Origin of the sequence: Symmachiella macrocystis, from assembly GCF_007860075.1 — a bacterium.
GTDB lineage: Bacteria > Planctomycetota > Planctomycetia > Planctomycetales > Planctomycetaceae > Symmachiella > Symmachiella macrocystis.
The window spans coordinates 2064402-2084529 of the sequence record NZ_SJPP01000001.1 but is presented as its reverse complement, the minus strand read 5'-3'; the positions used below and the strand labels follow the sequence as shown (position 1 = coordinate 2084529).

Annotated in this window: 17 protein-coding genes; 11 read left to right on the top strand and 6 right to left on the bottom strand. The window is 54.1% G+C overall.

The window, feature by feature from the left end:
* Nucleotides 1–37 precede the first annotated feature (37 nt).
* Nucleotides 38–1135 (top strand): leucine-rich repeat domain-containing protein, encoded by a 1098-nt coding sequence (locus CA54_RS08165; RefSeq protein ID WP_146370310.1) that lies wholly within the window; start codon nt 38–40, stop codon nt 1133–1135.
* 39 nt (nt 1136–1174) lie between these two features.
* Here the strand turns inward: CA54_RS08165 and CA54_RS08160 are convergent, their stop codons facing one another.
* Entirely contained in the window at nt 1175–2149 is a 975-nt protein-coding gene (locus CA54_RS08160) for a CBS domain-containing protein (protein WP_146370309.1), read from the bottom strand.
* A 369-nt stretch (nt 2150–2518) separates the two neighbouring features.
* Here CA54_RS08160 and CA54_RS29195 point away from each other — a divergent pair, with 369 nt between their 5' ends.
* Entirely contained in the window at nt 2519–2689 is a 171-nt protein-coding gene (locus tag CA54_RS29195) for a hypothetical protein (RefSeq protein ID WP_197532291.1), read from the top strand.
* Here the strand turns inward: CA54_RS29195 and CA54_RS08150 are convergent.
* Entirely contained in the window at nt 2686–3873 is a 1188-nt protein-coding gene (locus CA54_RS08150; protein ID WP_146370308.1) for an MFS transporter, read from the bottom strand. The two genes, CA54_RS29195 and CA54_RS08150, sit on opposite strands and share 4 nt — an antisense overlap.
* Nucleotides 3874–4174: 301 nt before the next feature.
* On the opposite strand from CA54_RS08150, the gene CA54_RS08145 reads away from it, so the two are divergent.
* Nucleotides 4175–4945 carry an HpcH/HpaI aldolase family protein gene (locus CA54_RS08145; RefSeq protein WP_146370307.1) on the top strand — a complete coding sequence of 257 codons (771 nt, stop codon included), beginning with the start codon at nt 4175–4177 and terminating at the stop codon, nt 4943–4945.
* On the opposite strand, the gene CA54_RS08140 is transcribed toward CA54_RS08145, so the two are convergent.
* Nucleotides 4942–5832, bottom strand: a complete 891-nt coding sequence (locus CA54_RS08140) for an RAD55 family ATPase (protein ID WP_146370306.1) — start codon at nt 5830–5832, stop codon at nt 4942–4944. The genes CA54_RS08145 and CA54_RS08140 overlap by 4 nt on opposite strands.
* Nucleotides 5833–6221: 389 nt before the next feature.
* On the opposite strand from CA54_RS08140, the gene CA54_RS08135 reads away from it, so the two are divergent.
* The 5 genes from CA54_RS08135 to CA54_RS08115 all read left to right on the top strand — a co-directional run bounded on the left by CA54_RS08135 (nt 6222) and on the right by CA54_RS08115 (nt 13196).
* Entirely contained in the window at nt 6222–7073 is an 852-nt protein-coding gene (locus CA54_RS08135; protein WP_146370305.1) for a carboxylesterase family protein, read from the top strand.
* A 262-nt stretch (nt 7074–7335) separates the two neighbouring features.
* Nucleotides 7336–7689: a hypothetical protein gene (locus CA54_RS08130; RefSeq protein WP_146370304.1), complete on the top strand. Its 354-nt coding sequence runs from the start codon at nt 7336–7338 to the stop codon at nt 7687–7689.
* A gap of 146 nt (nt 7690–7835) precedes the next feature.
* Complete coding sequence (locus tag CA54_RS08125; protein WP_197532290.1) at nt 7836–9215, top strand: efflux RND transporter periplasmic adaptor subunit; 1380 nt, start codon at nt 7836–7838, stop codon at nt 9213–9215.
* Between the two features lie 9 nt (nt 9216–9224).
* Nucleotides 9225–12662, top strand: coding sequence for an efflux RND transporter permease subunit (locus CA54_RS08120; RefSeq protein WP_146370303.1), 3438 nt, complete (start codon nt 9225–9227; stop codon nt 12660–12662).
* A gap of 48 nt (nt 12663–12710) precedes the next feature.
* Complete coding sequence (locus tag CA54_RS08115) at nt 12711–13196, top strand: hypothetical protein (protein ID WP_146370302.1); 486 nt, start codon at nt 12711–12713, stop codon at nt 13194–13196.
* 273 nt (nt 13197–13469) lie between these two features.
* Here the strand turns inward: CA54_RS08115 and CA54_RS08110 are convergent, their stop codons facing one another.
* The 3 genes from CA54_RS08110 to CA54_RS08100 form a co-directional block, all read right to left on the bottom strand.
* Nucleotides 13470–14099: a WD40 repeat domain-containing protein gene (locus CA54_RS08110; protein WP_197532289.1), complete on the bottom strand. Its 630-nt coding sequence runs from the start codon at nt 14097–14099 to the stop codon at nt 13470–13472.
* 734 nt (nt 14100–14833) lie between these two features.
* Nucleotides 14834–16045, bottom strand: a complete 1212-nt coding sequence (locus tag CA54_RS08105; RefSeq protein ID WP_146370300.1) for a hypothetical protein — start codon at nt 16043–16045, stop codon at nt 14834–14836.
* Between the two features lie 206 nt (nt 16046–16251).
* Nucleotides 16252–17607, bottom strand: coding sequence for a diadenylate cyclase (locus CA54_RS08100; RefSeq protein ID WP_146370299.1), 1356 nt, complete (start codon nt 17605–17607; stop codon nt 16252–16254).
* Nucleotides 17608–17870: 263 nt separating this feature from the next.
* Here CA54_RS08100 and CA54_RS08095 point away from each other — a divergent pair, with 263 nt between their 5' ends.
* The 3 genes from CA54_RS08095 to CA54_RS08085 all read left to right on the top strand — a co-directional run bounded on the left by CA54_RS08095 (nt 17871) and on the right by CA54_RS08085 (nt 20066).
* Entirely contained in the window at nt 17871–18398 is a 528-nt protein-coding gene (locus CA54_RS08095) for a GNAT family N-acetyltransferase (protein ID WP_146370298.1), read from the top strand.
* Between the two features lie 389 nt (nt 18399–18787).
* A complete protein-coding gene (locus tag CA54_RS08090) occupies nt 18788–19018 on the top strand; it encodes a hypothetical protein (RefSeq protein ID WP_146370297.1) in 231 nt (76 codons plus the stop codon).
* An 808-nt stretch (nt 19019–19826) separates the two neighbouring features.
* Nucleotides 19827–20066 (top strand): hypothetical protein, encoded by a 240-nt coding sequence (locus CA54_RS08085; protein WP_146370296.1) that lies wholly within the window; start codon nt 19827–19829, stop codon nt 20064–20066.
* The last annotated feature ends 62 nt before the right edge of the window (nt 20067–20128 follow it).

The following is a 20128-nucleotide window of genomic DNA, read 5'->3' as shown; positions in this document are numbered from 1 at the left end:
TGTATTACAGAAGGTGATTGACCGCCGGAGATCCCACATGCCCCAACCCGTCACCAGCGAAGAACCAACCGTTGACCCGCCCCTGTCGCTGCGGTTTCGATTGTTTTTGTACGCGTTGCTTCTGGCGTGCATCGGAATGCCGCTCGCCGGTTGGTGGTGGGTACGCTACCGCACTACGGTCGCGCTGGAACTCCAGGAATTGGGTGGGGACGTCACATTTTTCGACGGACAGACCAACGTCATCTTCCAATCACCCCAACGGATCTATTTGAATTCCAATAAAATTGACGACGCATTGGTCAGCCAAATATCCCGCTATGGAAATCTGCAAGAACTGGACCTCCGGGAAGGTGAACTCTCCGAGGTCGGCATGGTCGATCTGGGAAAGCTGACACAACTCAAAGAGCTTTCCTTGTCCAATATGCAGATCAGTGGCGGTCTGGAATACCTCGAGAATCTCACTGATATCGAGGACTTGATGCTGTACGGGGCGACCATTGACAATGAAGAACTGAGGACGATCGGACGGCTCACAAATTTGCGTTCCTTGAATTTGGGGCGTACGCAAATCACCGATGCGGGACTGCAGCATCTTTCCAGGCTGACCAAACTGCGAGAACTGTGGTTAGCCGACACTAAGATCAGTGATGCCGGGCTGGTCTTTCTACCAACAACAATGCCTCTCGAATTCCTAGACCTTTCCGGTACGAATGTCACCGACGACGGACTGGCGCAATGGAAGCTGGTCAAGGCGCCTCGCGTGTTGAGTTTGCGACGTACGCAAGTCACCGGTCGCGGATTTTCGTCAATCCCGTTTTTGCAAAACGTCGTTAGTTTGGATCTCCGAGAAACACCGCTCGACAATGTCGGTTTAAGTGAAATCGGACAATTGAAAAGCCTTGAAGGATTGCATCTCTATAAATGCCGCATCACCGATGCAGGACTGCAAAACTTGAAATCGCTATCCTCGCTGCAAAGGCTTTACCTAGCAGAAACCAGCGTTACTGAAGAGTCTGTCCCCTTACTGAAGTCAGCCTGGAGGCTCAGGTCGTTATCACTCAAGGGTTTGAATTTCAGCGAGGACGCGATTTTGGAAATTGAGCGCGCCCAGCCGAGTTGCATAATCACGCGCTAACGTCGTCTTTCGGACCAGTCCGAAACACCGGTCATGTCATTACGCGAACCGCGTCTCTTGCCGGTCGCTGATGCTACTCAGGTACAACATTGCTTTAACCGGTTCCGGGGCGATTTGGATTAGGTTATTCGTAGCCAATAAGACATCGCGACGACTGATTTGGCCAATGAGCTTGCCTTCGTGAAGCACGGGGAGTCGGCGATAAGGGGTTGTTAAGAAAACCTGAGCGATGCCCAAGAGATCCAAATCCGCAGTGATTGTGTGAGCTTTCCTGTCGCTAAAGTTGTGGACTGCCGTCGAAGGCAACGGGCCGTGCTCGGTGGGTTCTTCTGCTTCGCTCAGGTCGACTTGACGGCTTTCGGCAATCAAGGCCTCACGGCGATCATTAACGATTGCCGTGAGGATGTTCTCGTTCAGCAACACGTCGCGGCGACTGATTTGTCCCACCAATTTGCCGTCTTTAAGCACGCATAGCCGACGGTAGGGCGTATCCAGAAAAATCTGCGCGCATTCCAGCAGAGTCGTCTGTTCGGAAATCGTGCGTCCCCGATCGGGATTCTTAAATGCGCCGACTTCGGTGGTCGGCATATTTTCATATGCGGCGTCTACGAGCACGCGCATACTCGTTTTTTCGGAAAACACACCTAGAAAATTGCGATCAGCATCGATGACCGGAACACCCGACACATGGTGCTTGAGCAGATAGGCAATGGCATCGAAGACATCGGTCCGCGGGTCCAGCGTCACCAGTTTTGTTGCCATGAACTGACTGGCAGTTGGTGGCGCCGCACTTGGGTACCCCCGCTCGCTCGCCAAGTGGGCGATGAGCGTGAGCACACTCATGCAGCATTTTTCACTGAACATACCGAGATACAACCGGTTGTCGCCAACCACCGGTGCACCGGTAATCTTATGTTTGAGTAACGATTTGATCGACTCAAAAACATCTTGATCGGGATTCAGCGTGACCAGTTTTTCGACCATGATGTCTTGGGCAAGTCGCGGACTCTCCATGGGGCACCTCTCTAGTGTTCCAGGTGGCAACAACGTGCAGAGTGAGACGTGAATGACCGGCCGTCAGAATGGAAAGTGCAAAGTATAAGTATACCACTGTGCGAGAATAATTACGAATTTGATTTCTACTCTCGGCGACCTCGCGCTGCCCTAAATCCCTGATGGCATTGAATTTCGGGATAAAACAAAGACAATCAATGCGTGTCGCGACAAGGCCGACGACGGTCGTCGGTTCGAGCGGCAATCGACACGATCTCGACGACAGCCGGATGGGGTCGTTGTCTATCCAGTACAGGGAGTGAGCTGTAAAAGTCGGAGTTGTGGGGTGTGGGTATGTCGGCGCCACGGTGGCCTATGCGATGGTCATGGATGGCGTGGGACGTCAAATTGTTTTTAGTTGATCTCGATCGCCAACGGGCCGAAGCCGAAGCAAACGACATCATGCATGCCGTGCCCTTTTCGCTCAACGACGAGGAAACTGCCGCGTTTCATGCCAGCGCCGCCATCGTCCGCGATGCAAACGATTCGCTCAATCTCTAAACGCTGGTCGAGTCTCTCTTGCCGATAAAATGCAAGATGAGCGCCATCATGCCCGATGCGGCGGCGGCGATGGCTAAGCCGCCATAGACTTTGAAATCGCTCCCCGCATATCCGGCAAAGGTGGGCCCCAGCGCGCCGATACCGAAGCAGGCCATGTTGCTGAATCCGTAGCCGATGCTGCGGCGATGGAACGGGACGTACTGCGCGATCAGTGAATTGTATATCGGCTGCGTCATAAAGTGCACGAGGCCCAACAGGCAGGCGGCAGCGAACCGCGCTGGGCCGGTGGCCACGGCCATCCACAACAGTGGGCCAATGTTGGCGAACATGATCAGCGCCAATTGAATCTGCAATCGACCGGGCCGGGCAAATTTTCCGGCGATTCCTTGTCCCAATACCCCCATAATGAGCACGACCGCCGCGAGCAGGTTGCGAAAACTGGCAGGCTCCATAAACGAGGGGCGCAACTCAGCTGAGTTCAAATAGCGCGGTAAAAAATGCATAAACGCTGCATAGATGAATCCAGCCATCGCACCGCCGGCGACCAAAATCAAATAGGCTCCCCAGCGGCCTTCATCGCGTTCGGTTTCACTATTCGGAGTGGACGTTACGGGTGGTTTGCGATGCTCTGTCAATCCAAAGAAGAGATAAGCCGCCAGCCCTAAGCCCGGAATGACCAGCAACAGATAATACTGCTGCCAAGTGACTGCTCCCGTCCAAAAGACAAGGGCTGCTATAAACGGAGCTCCAGCGATGCCGATCGAACCGAAGATGCCATGCCAGCCGAGCGCAACACCACGGGTTTCCGGCGTCGTTTCCCGCGAGATAAACGCCAAGCCGGCTGGGTGATAAATGCTGGCAAAACAACCCATGGCGAACATCACGCCATACAGCGCATCGAATGACGTGCAGGTCCAAACTAACAGCGACGTCGCCGCGCAGCCGAGCAAATAGATCACCAACATCGGCTTCGACCCAAAGCGATCCGCTAGCCAACCGGCAAAGAACGCCCCCACGCCGAACGGCACGCGCCACACGGTACCCAACACGCCAGTTTGCTCGCGGGCGACGTCAAAATCATCGCCAATCATCTGTTCCACGCTGGGCAGCGAGAGTTCAAACACGTGCACGAGTGCATGCGCCATCGAGATAAGTATGACCAGACGAAAGGTTGTGGCGTTCATGATCGGCGGGGATCGCTGTGGGCGGCGTTGATGGTGATCGTGCGGGCCTTATTCATAGAAGTGCCAGACAGGAACATCAAGTCCGCCGGTGGGTAGGAACCCGTTTTGGAGCGAATAACTGTCCTGCATTGCGCAGGGACTTGCGCTCTGCATCGGTCCCCGTCCACGCACCAATGGGACTTCTGGTCACTGGCCACCGGACACTGTCCACTCGCCCACGTTAGTTGCGACCGCTGCCCAGCAGCGGCATAATGAGTTCAACAGCGACTTGAAAAATAACGCCAACGGGAGTGGAACAACGATGGAGACGGTCAAACAGCGGTTACAGCGCGATGCGATGGTCATGGTCTGCGGGATCGGGCGGGTCTGCCATCACAACATTGTGCAGATGCTCGGCATGCAGGGTGGAATCGACGCGATTTGGTTCGATCAGGAACATGCGGGGCTGTCGTTTGAAACTCTGGAAATCGGCACGATGGCCGCCCGCGCGCACGGCATGGATAGCTTCGTGCGGCTAGCACCGACCGATTATGCCGTGATCACCCGTTGCTACGAAGCCGGCGCCGGCGGCATTATGGCAGCCCAAATCGAGTCCGCCGAACAGGCCGAACAAGTGGTGCAGTGGTCCAAATTCTATCCCCGCGGCCATCGTGGATTGAATGGCGGGGGTTTCGACGGTCGCTTCGGGAATACGCCGGCAGCGGAATTCTGTGAGCGCGCCAATCGCGAATTGTTCATCGCTATTCAAATCGAAACCGCTGGCGCCTTAGAGCAGTGCGACGAGATCGCTGCCATTGACGGCGTGGACCTACTGTTTGTCGGCCCAGCCGATTTGAGTCAAAACCTGGGGATCACCGGACAATTCGATCATCCCCGATTGCAAGAGGGAATCGACCGCGTCGCCGCCGCTTGCAAAAAGCATGGCAAACACTGGGGCATCGTCCCCACCTCACCGGAGTCCGCCGATCGCTGCGTCGAAAACGGCTGCAAAATGCTCGTCCCGCTCGCCGACGTGAAGATCCTCAACGCGGGAATTCGCGCGAACAAAGAGGCGTATGCGAAGTATTTTTAGTTGGCCGTTCCCATCACAATCCCGCGCTCGGTCACCTCAAACGGGATGATCGCGTCGTCGCAGGCGCTGCCGCGATGTTTGGCCACGTGTAGCGCGCGGCCCATGCGGTTGGCTTCGCGTGTTTTGCCCATATAGATGATCGTGTTCGCGTTGGCAAACACGTCTCCCGAATCAATCGGCCGCACTAGCATATCGTCCAACATCACATCGTGCGTTGTATACAGCAACAAGCAGGCGATCTCCGTATGGTTGTAACGATGCTTGTCGACCTCTGCGGAGTTGGCGCGGAATTGTTCGCGAAATAAATCGCGCGCCACCCAATCGTCCTCTTTGCGCAAAATCTGGTGATAGACGTAATCGAATGTGTCGAACTGAAACGAGTCGCTGGCTTTTACCGTCGGTTCGACACCGTCGATCACACAACGTCGCACTCCTTGCACAAAGTTGCCGTAGAAAAAACGAATGCACATTTGCAGCTTCTTGAGCAACTCCAGCTTCCAGACCTTCCAGTCATCGAATTCCAAATCGCCGCGCGTTACGCGACGACCGTTGCGGGCAAAGATGTGCAGGTAGTCCCGCCGCGCAGACTCACGGTTCCAAACCTCGCTGGGATGCACTTGATCGCCAGGGGGTTGGCAGGAGAGTTCCCAGTCAAATAGCCGCCGGGCATAGTCGTCCTGGTTTTGCGAATCGCCGCGGGTGGTCATGTCGAATATAATCCCCGGCTCGCCTTCTTGCGCGCAGCCCTGATGCGCGAACTGCAAGCCGAGTTGAGTTTTCCCAATCCCCGTTGCGCCGGCAACAACAGTCAACGTTCCAGGAATCAACCCGCCACCCAGGGCCTCGTCGAGTGCAGGAATACCGGTTTGGATGCGGTGTGTAGGCATATTCAATAGTTCGTCGTCTCGGTTCCCAACAGCATGCGCCCACCCTTGATTAGGGCAGCGCAAAAATAAAACGCTCAATCTGTTAATTCATAAGGTCTTCAGCGTGAGCTGGCAAGGCGACGCGAGACGATTTGTTCAAGTCTCCTCACGATGCTTACTTGCTGGTAGCGGCATTTCCCTCCGTCATGGTCTTTGTAAACGGCGCAGCATCGGCTCGTCCGCCCGTGCAAAGAGCGTGACCAGAAAAAACAGTGCTGGACAAGCTAGGAGTGGCACCTGACGGTCGTATGTTTTTGTTTTTTCAACGGGCTGATAAGATGCTTCTACGTTCCTTGAAACGACCACAATTGATGTTGATACCGATGTTAATGAACGGTTTGGAGAAAATAATGATTTTTGCGGCACTTAAACAATGGCATTGCTTGGTACTGGCCGGTCTGCTTTTGGGAGTGGGGCTCCACGAGAAATTGGACGCGGCTGACGCATTTTCAGAACCGATCGATGTCTCGTTTACTGCTGAATGCGATGGGACGATTCAAAAATATGTGGTACTGCTGCCCCATGGGTTTTCAACGGACCAGTCTTATTCGTTAATGGTCGCGCTGCATGGGCATGGGAGTGATCGTTGGCAATTCGCGACGGCGGCCGTTAATGAGTGCCGCGCAGCCCGCGATGTGGCTTTAAAACATGAGATGATCTTCGTTGCACCCGATTACCGTGCCAAAACCTCGTGGATGGGCCCTCAGGCAGAGGCCGACATGATTCAGATACTCGAAGCGCTCAAATCGAAATACAAAATTGATAAAACCATCTTGGTTGGGGCTTCGATGGGAGGCAGCTCCAGTCTCAGCTTTGCAGCAATGCACCCAGAACTCATTGATGGAGTCGCAGCCATGAACGGCACAGCCAATCACTTGGAGTACGAAAACTTCCAGGATGCCATTCAGGCCTCTTTCGGTGGCTCGAAACAAGAAATCCCCGCAGAATACAAACGGCGGAGCGCCGAGTATTGGCCGGAGCGGCTAACAATGCCGGTGGCGATCACGACAGGGGGCTTAGATAAATCGGTACCTCCCGATAGCTGTACCCGGTTAGCCAAAGTGCTCAAGAAACTGAACGCACACGTCTTGCACATCCATCGCCCCCAGGGAGGGCACAGCACAACCTCCGCAGATGCCGTCAAAGCGCTGGATTTTGTTTGCGAACGCGTGCTGACGGAAGAGAAAACCTCTACGAAATAATCCCGAAAAACCTTTCGTGTAGCGGGATGAAAACCGCATCCCGTATGTGAAAAGTACGCGAACCGTGTCGCACCAGAATTCAAATATTTGCATTCAGGCATCGTCAGTCCGTGTTTAAGGCATGATGGCCACGCCTTAGACACCTTGCAGATGCCGCCGCTCTGATTTATACTTGCCTGATTAGAAAGGTTTGCCATTCGCAATGATGTACCGTGTTTTCGCCATTCTCCTGACATTAGCCGTGCCCCTACAGGGGTTTGCGGTGCCACATTGTCATGGCGAGAGTGTTGCGGGACAACCGGCCGACCATCATCAAGCACCGCATTTCCACTTTGGGCACGGTCATCATCACGACGACTCCACTACAGTCGACCCCCAGGGACAGGAAGCGCCGTCGCCTGCTGAAGAACACGACGACGATGCTGTCTACGTGACTGCCGATCTTGCCGTAGGCATCATGCAGGTCCGGGCGTTGACCTTGGACGCAAGTTCGCTGGCCCTCACGGTGCCCGACGATTCGCTTGCGATTCAATGTGCCTGTTTTGATTGTTTGGCTGCTCCGCCGGATTATGGTGTCGAGCACATCTTCCTCGCAACAGCCGCTCTCCGGCTGTAATTCAACCACCGCTTCGGCTGCGTGATGGCGATAGAACTCCCGTTCCGTCCCCAAATTCTCATGTCAGCCGCCGCTTGCGTCATGTGGTCTCTTTCCTCGTCTCCAGTTGGTGGCGAGCGGATACATGGTGGTTGGAGGCACTTGTTGTGTTGCGTCTTCTTAAGATCTTTGCCGTCGTTCTGGTCCTCGGCGGTGTCATGGCCGGTGGCTATTTCACTCGTGACCTCTGGGTTCCTTGGCTGGTCAATCAGCAAGCGTCCGGTGATCCGACTACCGATTCTTCTACAGCGGGTGTGGCATTACCGAACGAGCAAGTCAACCTGTCGCCTCAGGCACAGAAAAACCTACAGCTCCATTCTAAGCCGCTCCAACCCACAAGCTACTGGAAGACCATCCAAATTCCCGGCACCGTCGTCGACCGTCCGGGCATCAGTGACCGCGGTGTCGTTGCTCCTGTATCGGCCGTCGTGACGGCAATTCACCATTACGCAGGAGAGACGCTCGAATCGGGAGCGACTTTGTTCACGCTCCGTTTGGTCGGGGAATCATTCCAGACCTCGCAGACCGAACTCTTCAAGGCCATGAAGGAGAGTGAAATCACCCAAGAGGAGATTAAGCGACTCACCCCGCTATTCGAATCGGGAGCGGTGCCGCGTTCTAAACACATTGAGTTGAAAAACGAATTGCGACGATTAGCCGTCACCATGCAGGCCCATCGCCAAGACCTGCAAATCCGAGGTCTGACATCTGCACAAATCGATTCGGTTGCGAGCGGCACGTTCATCTCAGAGATTAGCGTCGCCGTTCCTGCGGGATTGGTCGTTGATGAAAATGACAAGAGCCAGAACATCAATTCCGGCATCTTTGAGCTGCAACAGCTCAACATCGAACTCGGCCAGCACGTTCAAGCCGGGCAACGGCTCTGCACGCTTTCGCAGCATCAATCGTTGTTCATCGAAGGTCGTGCCTTTCGACGGGAATTACCACTTTTGCAGCGGGCGGCGGAAGAGGCGTGGCCGATTCGCGCCGAATTGTTGGAGTCCTCCGAATACGACTGGCAGGATTCGATTCCTCCCCTCACGATTCATCACATCTCCAACGAACTCAACGACGACAAGCGGACGATTTCATTTTTCCTGTCGTTGGAAAACCAGTCACGGTCGTACCAACGAGACGGCCAGCGGCTTTTCCTGTGGCGTTTTCGCCCCGGCCAACGTGTGCAGTTACACGTTCAAGTCGAACAGCTTGAAAACGTCTTTGTCCTGCCGGCAGCAGCGGTCGTTAAAGAAGGACCGGAGTTTTATGTGTTTCGCCACAATGGAAACATCTTCGACCGCAAGCCGGTTCATGTGTTGCACCAAACACAGGATGCTGTTGTCGTCTCCAACGATGGCAGTGTCCCTGCAGGAATTTATATTGCTCAAACCGGGGCGGTGCAGTTGAACCGTGTCCTCAAATCCCAAAGCGGCTCGGCTCCTTCCGGCGTGCATGTTCACGCCGACGGTTCCGTCCATGCGAACCATTAAGGAGCCGCCATGTTAGATTCCGTGATTCGATTTTCGCTCCGGCATCGACCACTCATCTTGATGCTGAGTATGGCTGCCCTGGTTTATGGGGGATACCTGTCGACGACGATGCCCATCGATGTCTTCCCTGACCTCGACCGGCCGCGTGTGGTGATCCTCACTGAGTGCCCGGGCTATTCACCCGAAGAGATCGAAACACTCGTCACGCAGCCCATCGAACAAGCTGTCCTCGGCGCCAATAGTGTGGTCGCCGTGCGCAGTCAATCAAGCATGGGCTTAGTCGTGATCTATATCGAATTCGAATGGGATACCGAAATCCGTGCTGCCCGGCAGGTCGTACAAGAACGTCTGGCGACCGTACTCGGACTGATGCCCGAAGGCGTCCAGCCGTTGCTGGCCCCACCCACTTCGATCATGGGGCAGATCATGCACGTCGGTATTCATCGACAAAACGGGCCGCACGGAGGATTATTGGCGACGATTGGCCAGTCCGACATGCTCCTCGAACAGGTGCTGACCGATTCGGGCACTAAGTATTACGCCTGGAGACCGCAGCAGCGGCACGAGCCTGAATCGTGGGAAGAAATTCCGATTGACGAATGGAACGAACTCGCGACGCAGCATTCGACTGCGGACGGGCAAACGATCCGTCTCACGATAGCGGGAGATCAATACGTCGCCACGTTCCTATCGCCGAAACAGCAGTCGATGGAACTACGCACCATCGCTGACTGGGTCGTCCGGCCTCGCTTGCTGCGGCTTTCAGGCATCGCCGAAGTCATCGTGCTCGGGGCGGACGAAAAACAATACCACGTGGAAATGAATCCGGAAAAACTTCTCGAATACGGCGTCTCGGTGCAGCAGGTCGAAGACGCGGTTCGAAACAATAACCTCAATACCAGCGGCGGATTCACCAAAGAAGGACAATTGGAACGTCCCATTCGAGTCATCGGTCGCTTGGGGCCGGGTAGCTCACAAGTGATTGAAGACCTGCGAAAAATTCCGGTCGATGCCGGGACGAGTCGCCCAGTCCTGATCGAAGATGTGGCGGAAGTCAAAGAAGGTTCGCCGCAAAAACGGGGCGACGCCAGTATCGACGGCCATGCGGGAATCGTAATCACGCTCGTCAAACAACCCCACGTCGACACACGAGGACTGACGGAACGCATTCACGCCGCCCTGATTGATGTCGAAGGTTCGCTGCCGGCAGACATACTGATCAATCGGGACTTGTTTCAACTCAAAAATTTCATCGACCGCGGCATTTACTATGTGGGCGAAGCTTTGGTGATCGGTGCGGTGTTGGTCGTCGTCGTGCTGGCGGTGTTCCTGATGAATTTCCGCACGACGTTTATCACACTGACTGCGATTCCACTTTCGCTGATGATCACTACGCTGGTTTTTCACCTGATTGGCGCAGTCATCGGTCGGGAACTATCGATCAACGTGATGACGCTTGGCGGTTTGGCCGTGGCCATGGGAGAACTCGTCGACGATGCCATCGTTGATGTGGAAAACATCTATCGCCGTCTGAACGAAAACAATGCACGCCCCAAACCACGACCGGCGTTGTTGGTTGTCTATGAAGCCAGTCGGGAGATCCGCAGTGCTATCGTCTTCGGCACGGCTGTCGTGATTCTCGTCTTCCTGCCGCTGTTTGCGATGTCGGGTGTAGAAGGACGACTGTTTGTCCCGCTAGGAATTGCTTACATCGTCTCGATACTGGCTTCGCTCCTCGTTTCGCTGACCGTGACGCCGGTATTGTCGTATTACTTGCTGGCAGGATCCAAAGCAACGCATCGGCACCGGGACGGACTGCTGTTGCGCGTGCTGAAGTGGATGGCGAGTTATCTGGTTCGTTTCAGTATGCGATTTGCCGGACTCCTGCTTGTGCTGACGTGGGTTCTGGTAGGCCTGAGTGTGCTCGTGCTCTCCCAACTGGGTACCGATTTCCTGCCGCAATTTGACGAAGGCAGCGTACAAGTCAACCTGACTCTTCCCGCAGGGGCGTCGCTGCAAGCGACCAATGACGCCGCCGATATCGTCGATGCCAAATTGGAACCGTTGCTCAAGACGTCAGAAAACCCTGACGGCGAAATCCTGCACTTCGTGCGACGATCCGGTCGAGCCGAATTGGATGAACACGCGCAACCGGTCAATATGAGCGAGTACATCTTGAGCATGAATCCCGCCAGTGAACAAAGCCGAGACGAGACAATTCAAGAACTTCTCGGCGAACTCAAGCAGGAGTTACCGGGAGTGGATATCGAAATCGACCAACCACTGGCCCATTTGATCAGTCACATGCTCTCCGGCGTTTACGCCCACGTCGCTATCAAAGTCTATGGTGACGACCTCAGCACGTTGCAGCGCTTGGCCCAACAAGTCAAAGGTGAAATTGCAGACATCCCCGGTATGACGACACCAGTCATCGAGTCGCAGGTGTTCGTCGACGAGCTGCATATCGTTCTGCGCCCGGAGGAGTTGGCGTACTATGGCGTGAGTCGTGCCTATGTCGCCCATTACGTCCAAACGGCACTGCGAGGAGATACCGTCTCGCAAGTTCTGGAAGGCTCTCGTCGATTTGATCTGGTCGTGCGACTGCGAGACGAAGAACGCACCGACTATTTCAGTCTGCGCGACCTGCGAATCGATCTCCCGGAGGGGCGCGGACAAATCAAGCTCGAGGATGTGGCCGAATTCCCGGATGGAAAGACCGGCCCCAACCAACTCATGCGGGAAAACGTCAGGCGGCGAATGGTCGTTCGCTGCAACACTCAAGGACGTGACCTGGGAAGCGTGGTGGCCGACATCGAGAATCGGATCAACAGCCGTATACGCATGCCTGAAGGTTACTACGTGGAATATGCCGGACAATTCGAGAGCCAACGTTCCGCAACACTAATGATCAGCCTGCTCGCAGCCGTGTCGTTGATCGGCGTGTTTGTGGTCTTGCTGATGTTGATGCCATCCGTGCGGGTCGTCCTGCAAATACTCAATGCGATTCCCACAGCTTTCATCGGTGGCGTGGCGGCTTTAGCTTTGACCGGTCAAACACTAACAGTCGCCAGTCTTGTCGGTTTCATTTCTCTGGGCGGCATCTCTGTCCGAAACGGAATCCTACTGGTGACACACTATTTTCATCTCATCCAACAGGAAGACGAAGAGTTTTCGAAGCCCATGATCTTGCGGGGAAGTCTGGAACGCTTGGCCCCCGTGCTGATGACGGCCATCACAGCTATCATGGGACTTCTGCCCATTGTTGTGGGGGGACAAAAACCGGGCCTAGAAATCCTTTATCCGGTTGCCACCGTCATCGTCGGCGGCTTGATCACGTCCACTTTTTGCGAGTTCCTGATTCATCCCGGCTTGTTCTGGAAGTTCAGCGGGCGAGATGCCATCCGACAGACAGAAGGTGAATTCAGCGAGGAAGAACTACTGCAATAATGGTTATCGCAGTAAAGAATTTAATAATTCCTTTCAAGGAGAATCGAAGTGTTACGCATTCATTTACTAACAGCCGCTTTCGCACTGTGTACACTGGCCGGCTGCGGTGAGACGCCCAAACCCGAAGAGACCTCGCCTCCAGCAAATTCCACCGAAGCAGGGCACGGCCACAGCCACAGCCACAGCGAGGGCCCCAATGGTGGAGTGATCGCTGACTGGGGTGGTGGCAAATTCCATGTTGAGTTTACAGTGGACCACGATACGAAGATCGCCACCGTATATATTCTCGACAACAATGCGAAAAACCCGGCACCCATCGACGCGGAGAAACTACTACTCAACATCGCTGATCCCGTCTTTCAGGTCGAACTAATGCCCGTGCCGTTGGAAGGTGAAGCAGAAGGCACAAGTTCCCGCTTCATCGGCAAAAATGATAAGCTCGGCGTCGTGCAAGAGTTCGCCGGGACAATCAGCGGCGAAGCCGACGGAACTCCGTATGCCGGTGACTTCAAGGAGGAAACCCACAGCCATTAAAACCCTGCCGCGGCAGACAATCTCGCTACGGCGCGGGGCAAGTCCCAAAGGTCGATGCGTGTAAAAGACCGGTGTACTGCCAAATAATCGAGGATTCTCAAACTTTTGCGAAAATGACTGCCGCAGGAGATCGGAATCAAGGCGGTCGCCGGTGCATTTTCCCCCGAAAGCGTTTAGGCAGAGCGAGCGTCGTAAGTCGAGCGCTATGGACACATCACATCACGCCGAGCGGCGGATTGGTCGTGGAGTTGACTCAGACGGAGGATAGCCAGGTCAATGCCTGACCGAAGGCGACCGATCAGCATCTAGGTTCAGCACGACCAAGCTGCCCTCTTGCACGACGGCCAGAAATCGACCATCAGACGAAAGTTCCAGGCCGCGGACTTCCCCGTCGCCGACTTGGATCTCAAACAAGCTGCGGCCGGTGGGAACATGCGAAAAGACCAGGTTTCCGCCTTCATCGCCGCTGACGATGGTCCGGCCATCTGGCAAAAAGGCAACCGTGTTGAGCGGATGGTTGTGAGCTGGAATCGTGTGCAACAATTCGTTATTGGGCACGTCCCAAATGCGGAGGGTGCGATCATCACCAGCGCTCGCTATCAGTTGCCCGTCATCGCTGAATGCGACGCCACTGATTGAGTTGGTATGCCCGATGAACTTATTGACGAGTTTTCCGTTCACTGGATCAATTGCATGCAATTCGTTGAGCCGATGAATAACCAATAAGCTATTGTCAGGAGACAACCAGCCGCCTCCGTAGTCGCTCAGCACACGCAGCGGTTCCCGTAATCGTAAGTCGTTCCGCTGAAATCGCTTCCGACCCCGTAACCATAGTGAAACGTTGTATTCCCCATGCGGGGCGAAGTACCGCTCCAAGATCCGCCCGGCCCGTTGTAATTCCACGAGTGAGTTCCACTGGAATGATTTCTCCACGATGTTTGCGGCCCCCCGTAACGATAGCTGTACCGAAAAGGTTCGCCTGCTTGGACATCCATGCCGCTCAGCGTAAACAACGTAGCCGCCGACAGAAGAGTCTTCATCTCCGGTCTCCTTTCAAGAAATAATGCGCGACTTTGACAGGTTCCCGGGACCACGCAAGATGTGTCCACGAATGCCAGAACGACAAACACCCTGAATTTTCGGCAGCGATTCACACATACCAAGGGACATCGCTAACGGTCGAAAATCCATCTTACGGCTGACGTGGGACGGATCATGTCCAACCTGAAAAGAGTTTTTACGAGATTTACGGTTTTCGAGTCCCAATTCACGAAGCTGGCCATCGCTGAATGCAAGAATTTGCATCATCGCAGTCAGGACACACGTAGAGAGTCTCCACTAGAAATCCGCGTGAGTTTCGGGCACCTCTGGCGTGCATCAGAACACGGAAGGTGGCTTGAGACAACTCCACGTACCACTCCCAGTTGAGAATCACAATTCGGTCGTTTTAAGGCGTGTGTCATGCGCGATAATTTCTTGACACACGCTGACTTTCCACAATGTCGGGTTCTGCTCGACAAAACCCGGAAGTGCACGGTCGGCCGACAATACAGCGGTGGGCTGGTTCTGCAACGCACTATGTGGTCGGTGATCGTTGTAATCAAGTCGCGAACAGCTGCTGGCGGTATTGTTCTTCGTTAGTAAACCGCGATGCCAGCCGCCAAAGGACCGTTCGGCGTATCTGTGATCAGCAGATCAACCATCATGTAGAGATCGATCTCGCCATTCGTATAGAGCTTGGAGTCACCAAATTCACAGCGGATTTCACCGAGATAGCTCTTGGCGGTGACGGATTCGGGATCGAACAGATTGTTTCCGTCCTCCCACGATCGCTGCCAGCGCGGCAGCGTGGTTTCGGCTAGTTCTCCGTCTCGCCAGACTTTATTGACTCCCGGAATCTCTGGCAACTCGTCTTCTTCTTGAGCGTCCTCGCGCGCTTGTTGAAATGTTGTAGTGGCATATTTGGCAACACGATCTCGCAGCGAAGGAACAAAGTGTTTCTCAACAAGATCAAATTGCTGATTCAAAATCGCATGTGGAAGTCCACCAAAATGCTGGGCAAGGTCAGATTTATCGGAAAATCGTTCTTCATGCGCTTTTCGATCGGCTGCTTCGATTTCGGCCAATTCTTTGCCTGAAATCTTCTCTGGCCCTTTGATTCCAACCGGCTTGATTCCCAATGGACACTTGCGAGGGACCCGCAATTCGGTTGCCAGGAAGATCTCGTCTTCGAGCTTAGATTCCCTCTGCCGAGGTCCAACTGGTTGAAGTTGAATCACAAACGCAACCATTTCTTGATCTTCGTCATATTCTTTTTCGTCCTGGCTCAGTTCCTCGCCATCGATGTCTGCAAATTCTGCCAACCAGTCCGGCATTCGTTTGGTCGCCGATCGAGTTTCGCGGTAATAGGGAATGAATCCGTTCCATTCCGGAAGGCGCGTGATCCGCAAACCGTTGATGAACGGCAGATGATGATACACGGTGACGAGATACTCACCCTTGGGAACGTCAATGATTTCATAGAACTCGTCATCAAGTTGTTCACTGATGTAGGAACTCCCCCCTGCGACGACCAGTCGTTTATCGGACAGATCAAGCCTCCTCGAGCCTCGGCCAATCCACTCCGCTTTTTCCTTCGAGGATAAATCCCCTAAAACAACGCGAGCGACGAATCCGTCATCCTGATCGAGTTCCACGGCAATCAACTCGCGGTCGGATACTGCTTGCTGAAGCCCCTCACGATTATCAACGAAATGATCACGCAATTTCGCGTTCGAAACGAACAGCGCGCAGGACTCGTTGTAAATGTCGACATCTATTCGGGGTGTTTTCTTCGATAGTTTTGCCATCTCTCTCGCTCCGCCTAGTGCCGTATTTTGCCAGATAACGGTGAACTTCAGTCGCCGCAGTCCACGCCTTCCCGTCCACAATTTACAGCGACATTCATGCATAGACAAGAGGCGCGCCGTTGCGTGTCGCGCTGATGAACGAAACAGTTTCGCGATAGTAGAGCGACTGTGGGCGTGAATTTCACGAAATCGATTGGGTGCGCCCGCTACCAGCGCGTCAGCGTCGCCCGTTCCAATGTGAGCACGACTTTGCCGTCTTGGAATAAAGTGACCGTTCCCGTTGACTGGCTGACGGTCACTGCAACTGCATCCGTTTCCGCCGTGATCGCAGCTGCTGCTTGGTGGCGAGCGCCTAGCCCCCCGGGGAGATCGAGAACGCGGGACGTTGGGTTTAAATACGTGCCAACACTCCAAATCGTTCCGTCGGCCTGCACGATAAACGCTCCATCGAGCGTAGCAAATTCCTTGACAGTTTCCGCCAGGCTGGGGTCCAAGATATTTCGTAACCGGCGGGCAAATCCATGAAACGGATTGAGCACCAACTGTTGTGTATGCTTGAGGACACGCCGTGAGTCGCCAATCACAAACATGGCGCCGAGCGGATGGGCTTCGCGACCTTCCGCTGCCAGTTCAATGGCCAAGGACAGGACGCGCAAAATGACCGAGGCAGAAATACTGGTCGTAGCACGCTGTTCTTTCATAGAGAAGACAGCACTGAAGTGAATCGCGGGCCGCGTTACGGTGATGCTGTCCAAGGTCTGTCCGCGTGGTCCCGTAATGCAGACAACATCGCTTTCATGGTCCAACACTCCGTGGGCGGCCGCCAACAACAATCCCAGATTCGCCCGGTCCATCCGAGAAAGGCTGTTATGTGGACTGTCAAAGAGGTGTGTGTTGTCCCTTTTGATGACGACGTCATTGCTGCTCTTGGAAGTGATAATGAGCAGGCGTCCTTTCCAGCACGCCAATGGCTCCCACGGGATGCTGTCGTAACGATCTAGTGCGAGAAGGAGTGCCTGAGCTGACAAGGACTCTGCCAATCCGACCGCGTGCTGCACGATGGCGACGCTCATCAGCGGCAGTTCAGCCTTCGGCAATAGTGCTGGCCGACTTTGCCTGCATCTTTCTGCAAGTAGTCCCCTTATGTCATCAGCGGCTTTCGCACAGATCAAGGACCGTCGAAACCCCTCATCGTTCAACAACTCGGCCACCACAGCGAGCACTTCCAAGTGACGTACGTGATCGCCCTGTCCCACCAACACCAGCACAATCAAATGGAGCTTATCACCTGTTGCTCGGTAAGCGACTCCCTCTCGGCTTCGCCCGAACACGACACAATGATCCCCTTCCCAATCGATGATCGCATGCGGCATGGCCAAATCACCGGAGATAATGGTTTGTGCAGTCGCCTCTCGTTCTTCGATGGCATTCATCACAACATCTGGCAAAAATGAATGTTCTTGCCAATTGATAGAGTCGACCAATTCACGGATCGCCTCCAACCTGCTCGGTGCGGCCAATTCGACGACGGAGATTGAGTTGACGAGTTCTTCGATTTCCATTCCATTGTCCCCAGCTATACCAGTCCATTCTGTTAGCGCGGTTCACATCCTGGCCCACGCCAAAGCATCTCTATTCTCACTTTGAGTCACGTTATCAATTTATCGGAAACGTCTCGCCATCATCAATGGTTGGCAGAGTTGCAGTAATCACGAGGGGCTGCGGTAACTAAATACGAGGCGTTTGATTGCGAATGGGGTGGTTGGTTATCAAAATAGGCACTTGAGCACTGTCGCCCTGTGGTACTTCTCCAGGATGCCATTTCATGATCGAAATTCGTCCCGCCACAACTACAGACGCGTCGGCGATTGCCCACGTGCACATTGAAAGCTGGCGGACGACTTACCGCGGCATTATCGCAGATGAGTATCTGGACGCGATGGCAGCGGAGACTCGGGTTGACAGCTGGCTAGAGCTTCTCAAACACGCTGATCAAACAACTTTCGTCGCACTCGATGCACACAAGAATGTTGTCGGTTTCGCCAACGCCGGTCCCGAACGCATGGGCCGCACCGATTTCTGCGGGGAGCTGTATGCAATCTATTTGCTACCAGATGCACGTGGTCGTCAGACAGGAAGGCGTTTGGTCGCGGAGACAGTTAATTGGCTGCGAGATCGCAACCTCGACTCACTCATCGTGTGGGTGTTACGAGACAATCCGTATCGCGCATTTTATGAAACCCTAAGTGGAAAGCAGGTCGACGAAAAGGAGATTCATATCGCCGGTCAAGGCCTCATCGAGGTTGCCTACGGCTGGGAAGACAGCAAAGCCCTTACCGGCATAAGCTCGTAATTCTGCGTCTAGGCTAGCGGGACTTATGTAAGGGGTTCCAACGAAAAAGAGCTGGGGGTCCGGTTTCGTATTTGGCGGCCCGAAAAAGACCCACCCCCCTCCGTTTTTTTGCCACCTCTCCGCACCGGCGACACCGATCAGTCGGAGTCGACAACTCACGGACGGCACACTCCAATTGACCATCGATCCGCTGACACCCCATCCTGGACTGGATCCGACCATGACTCGGATCGCCACGATTCGGCCCCCAAAATGGCCATCGACTTCGGTGAACGGGTTGGTTCATTCTTGCCGAAATCGTGTCACTTCCGTTGCCAGGCCTGCATTCGATTGCTGTAAGATATCACTATTCGTTGATAGTGACCCAATGTCGGCATCCGAGGTCCGAAATGCCCAAAGCTACCCGCAAGCGAAAAACAACTACCTACATGCACGCCACCAAGAGCAAAAAACTCCCACTGGAGGTCCTGTCAGCCGACGAAGTCCGCGCTTTGATCCAGTCCTGTTCCAACCGAGCACCCACTGGCATCCGCAACCGGGCCATTATGGCCAGCAGTAGTCGCCACACGGAACTACCACGGAAGTCGTCGGTTGCAGTACCCACCTTAACGGCTTGGTAGATGATCCTCTGTGTACCCGGCGCAGCATCCAATGCCATTTGCAGCTCAATTGCTCCGCTCTTGCTGATGGATTCCAGCAAATTCAAAATACGAGGACTACCAACGCTCAGAGGAAGCTTCAAGCAATCACCATTCGTGCGAAGCCACTCTGCGATATGCTGTTCGTAAAGGCGACTGTTGGTGAGAGTGCCGTACTTACCAAGGAAAATCTCCTATCCGTCGATGCAAATGCGGGCTTGGCCAGTAGGCTTGTGAAGTGAGTACTTGGGAGTGGTTCTTTTCGGCATGCTGCTGCTCTATTGTGGTAGTGAAAGTGGTAGTAACCAGTTTCACGCCTAACGGACCACAATTCAGTGGCAATGTAACATGCTGGCTGATAAGGACTTAGGGAAGTGCCCCCACAAGGACTTGAACCTTGAACCTACTGATTAAGAGTTAAGGCAAGGGGCGTCACGCACAAGCAAGCGTAACCACACACAATAAAACACTGCGATATGAGCCGTTCCGCAAGGGCGGCTTTCTTAGTGCGCATAGCCAAACATAAAGCTACGTTCTATTGCTACTTGCGTAGCTACTTTTTGATTTTAGCTACCGCCGCAGAAAAAACCAAAAATTGTCCAAAATTGTTTCATGCAGGTTTCGCATAGGTTTCGATTTGGTTTCGATTTGGTTTCATCCTGGTTTCGCGCAACTCGTGTTATTTGCGGTTCCCTAACGCTGGAGAACGCGCTTGAAACTCTCGAAATTTGGGTTTTAATGCCTTCCGTTGCCAGTCATCTACACAATTAAACAAATGGAACCACGAGGCATGGCCACAACCACGGAAAACAAATTGACGGGCGCCGACAAAGAGTGGGGCTATCGGTTTGGTGTCAATGGATTGATGTCGGTTGACGAGGCTTGTGCGTTTCTTGGTGGCATACATGGCGAGACGCTGAAGAGAAAATCAAACGATGGCTTGGTGCGTCGCGGACGCCATCCGAATGGGCGCACTTTGGCCTACTGTCGGCGAAGTGTCATTGAGTACATCGCACAGATGGAAGTCTAAGCCAGGGCGAAACTCGCCCCGCTAAACAAAAAATCGAGTTTTTTCCGCGTGGAAAATGCGCG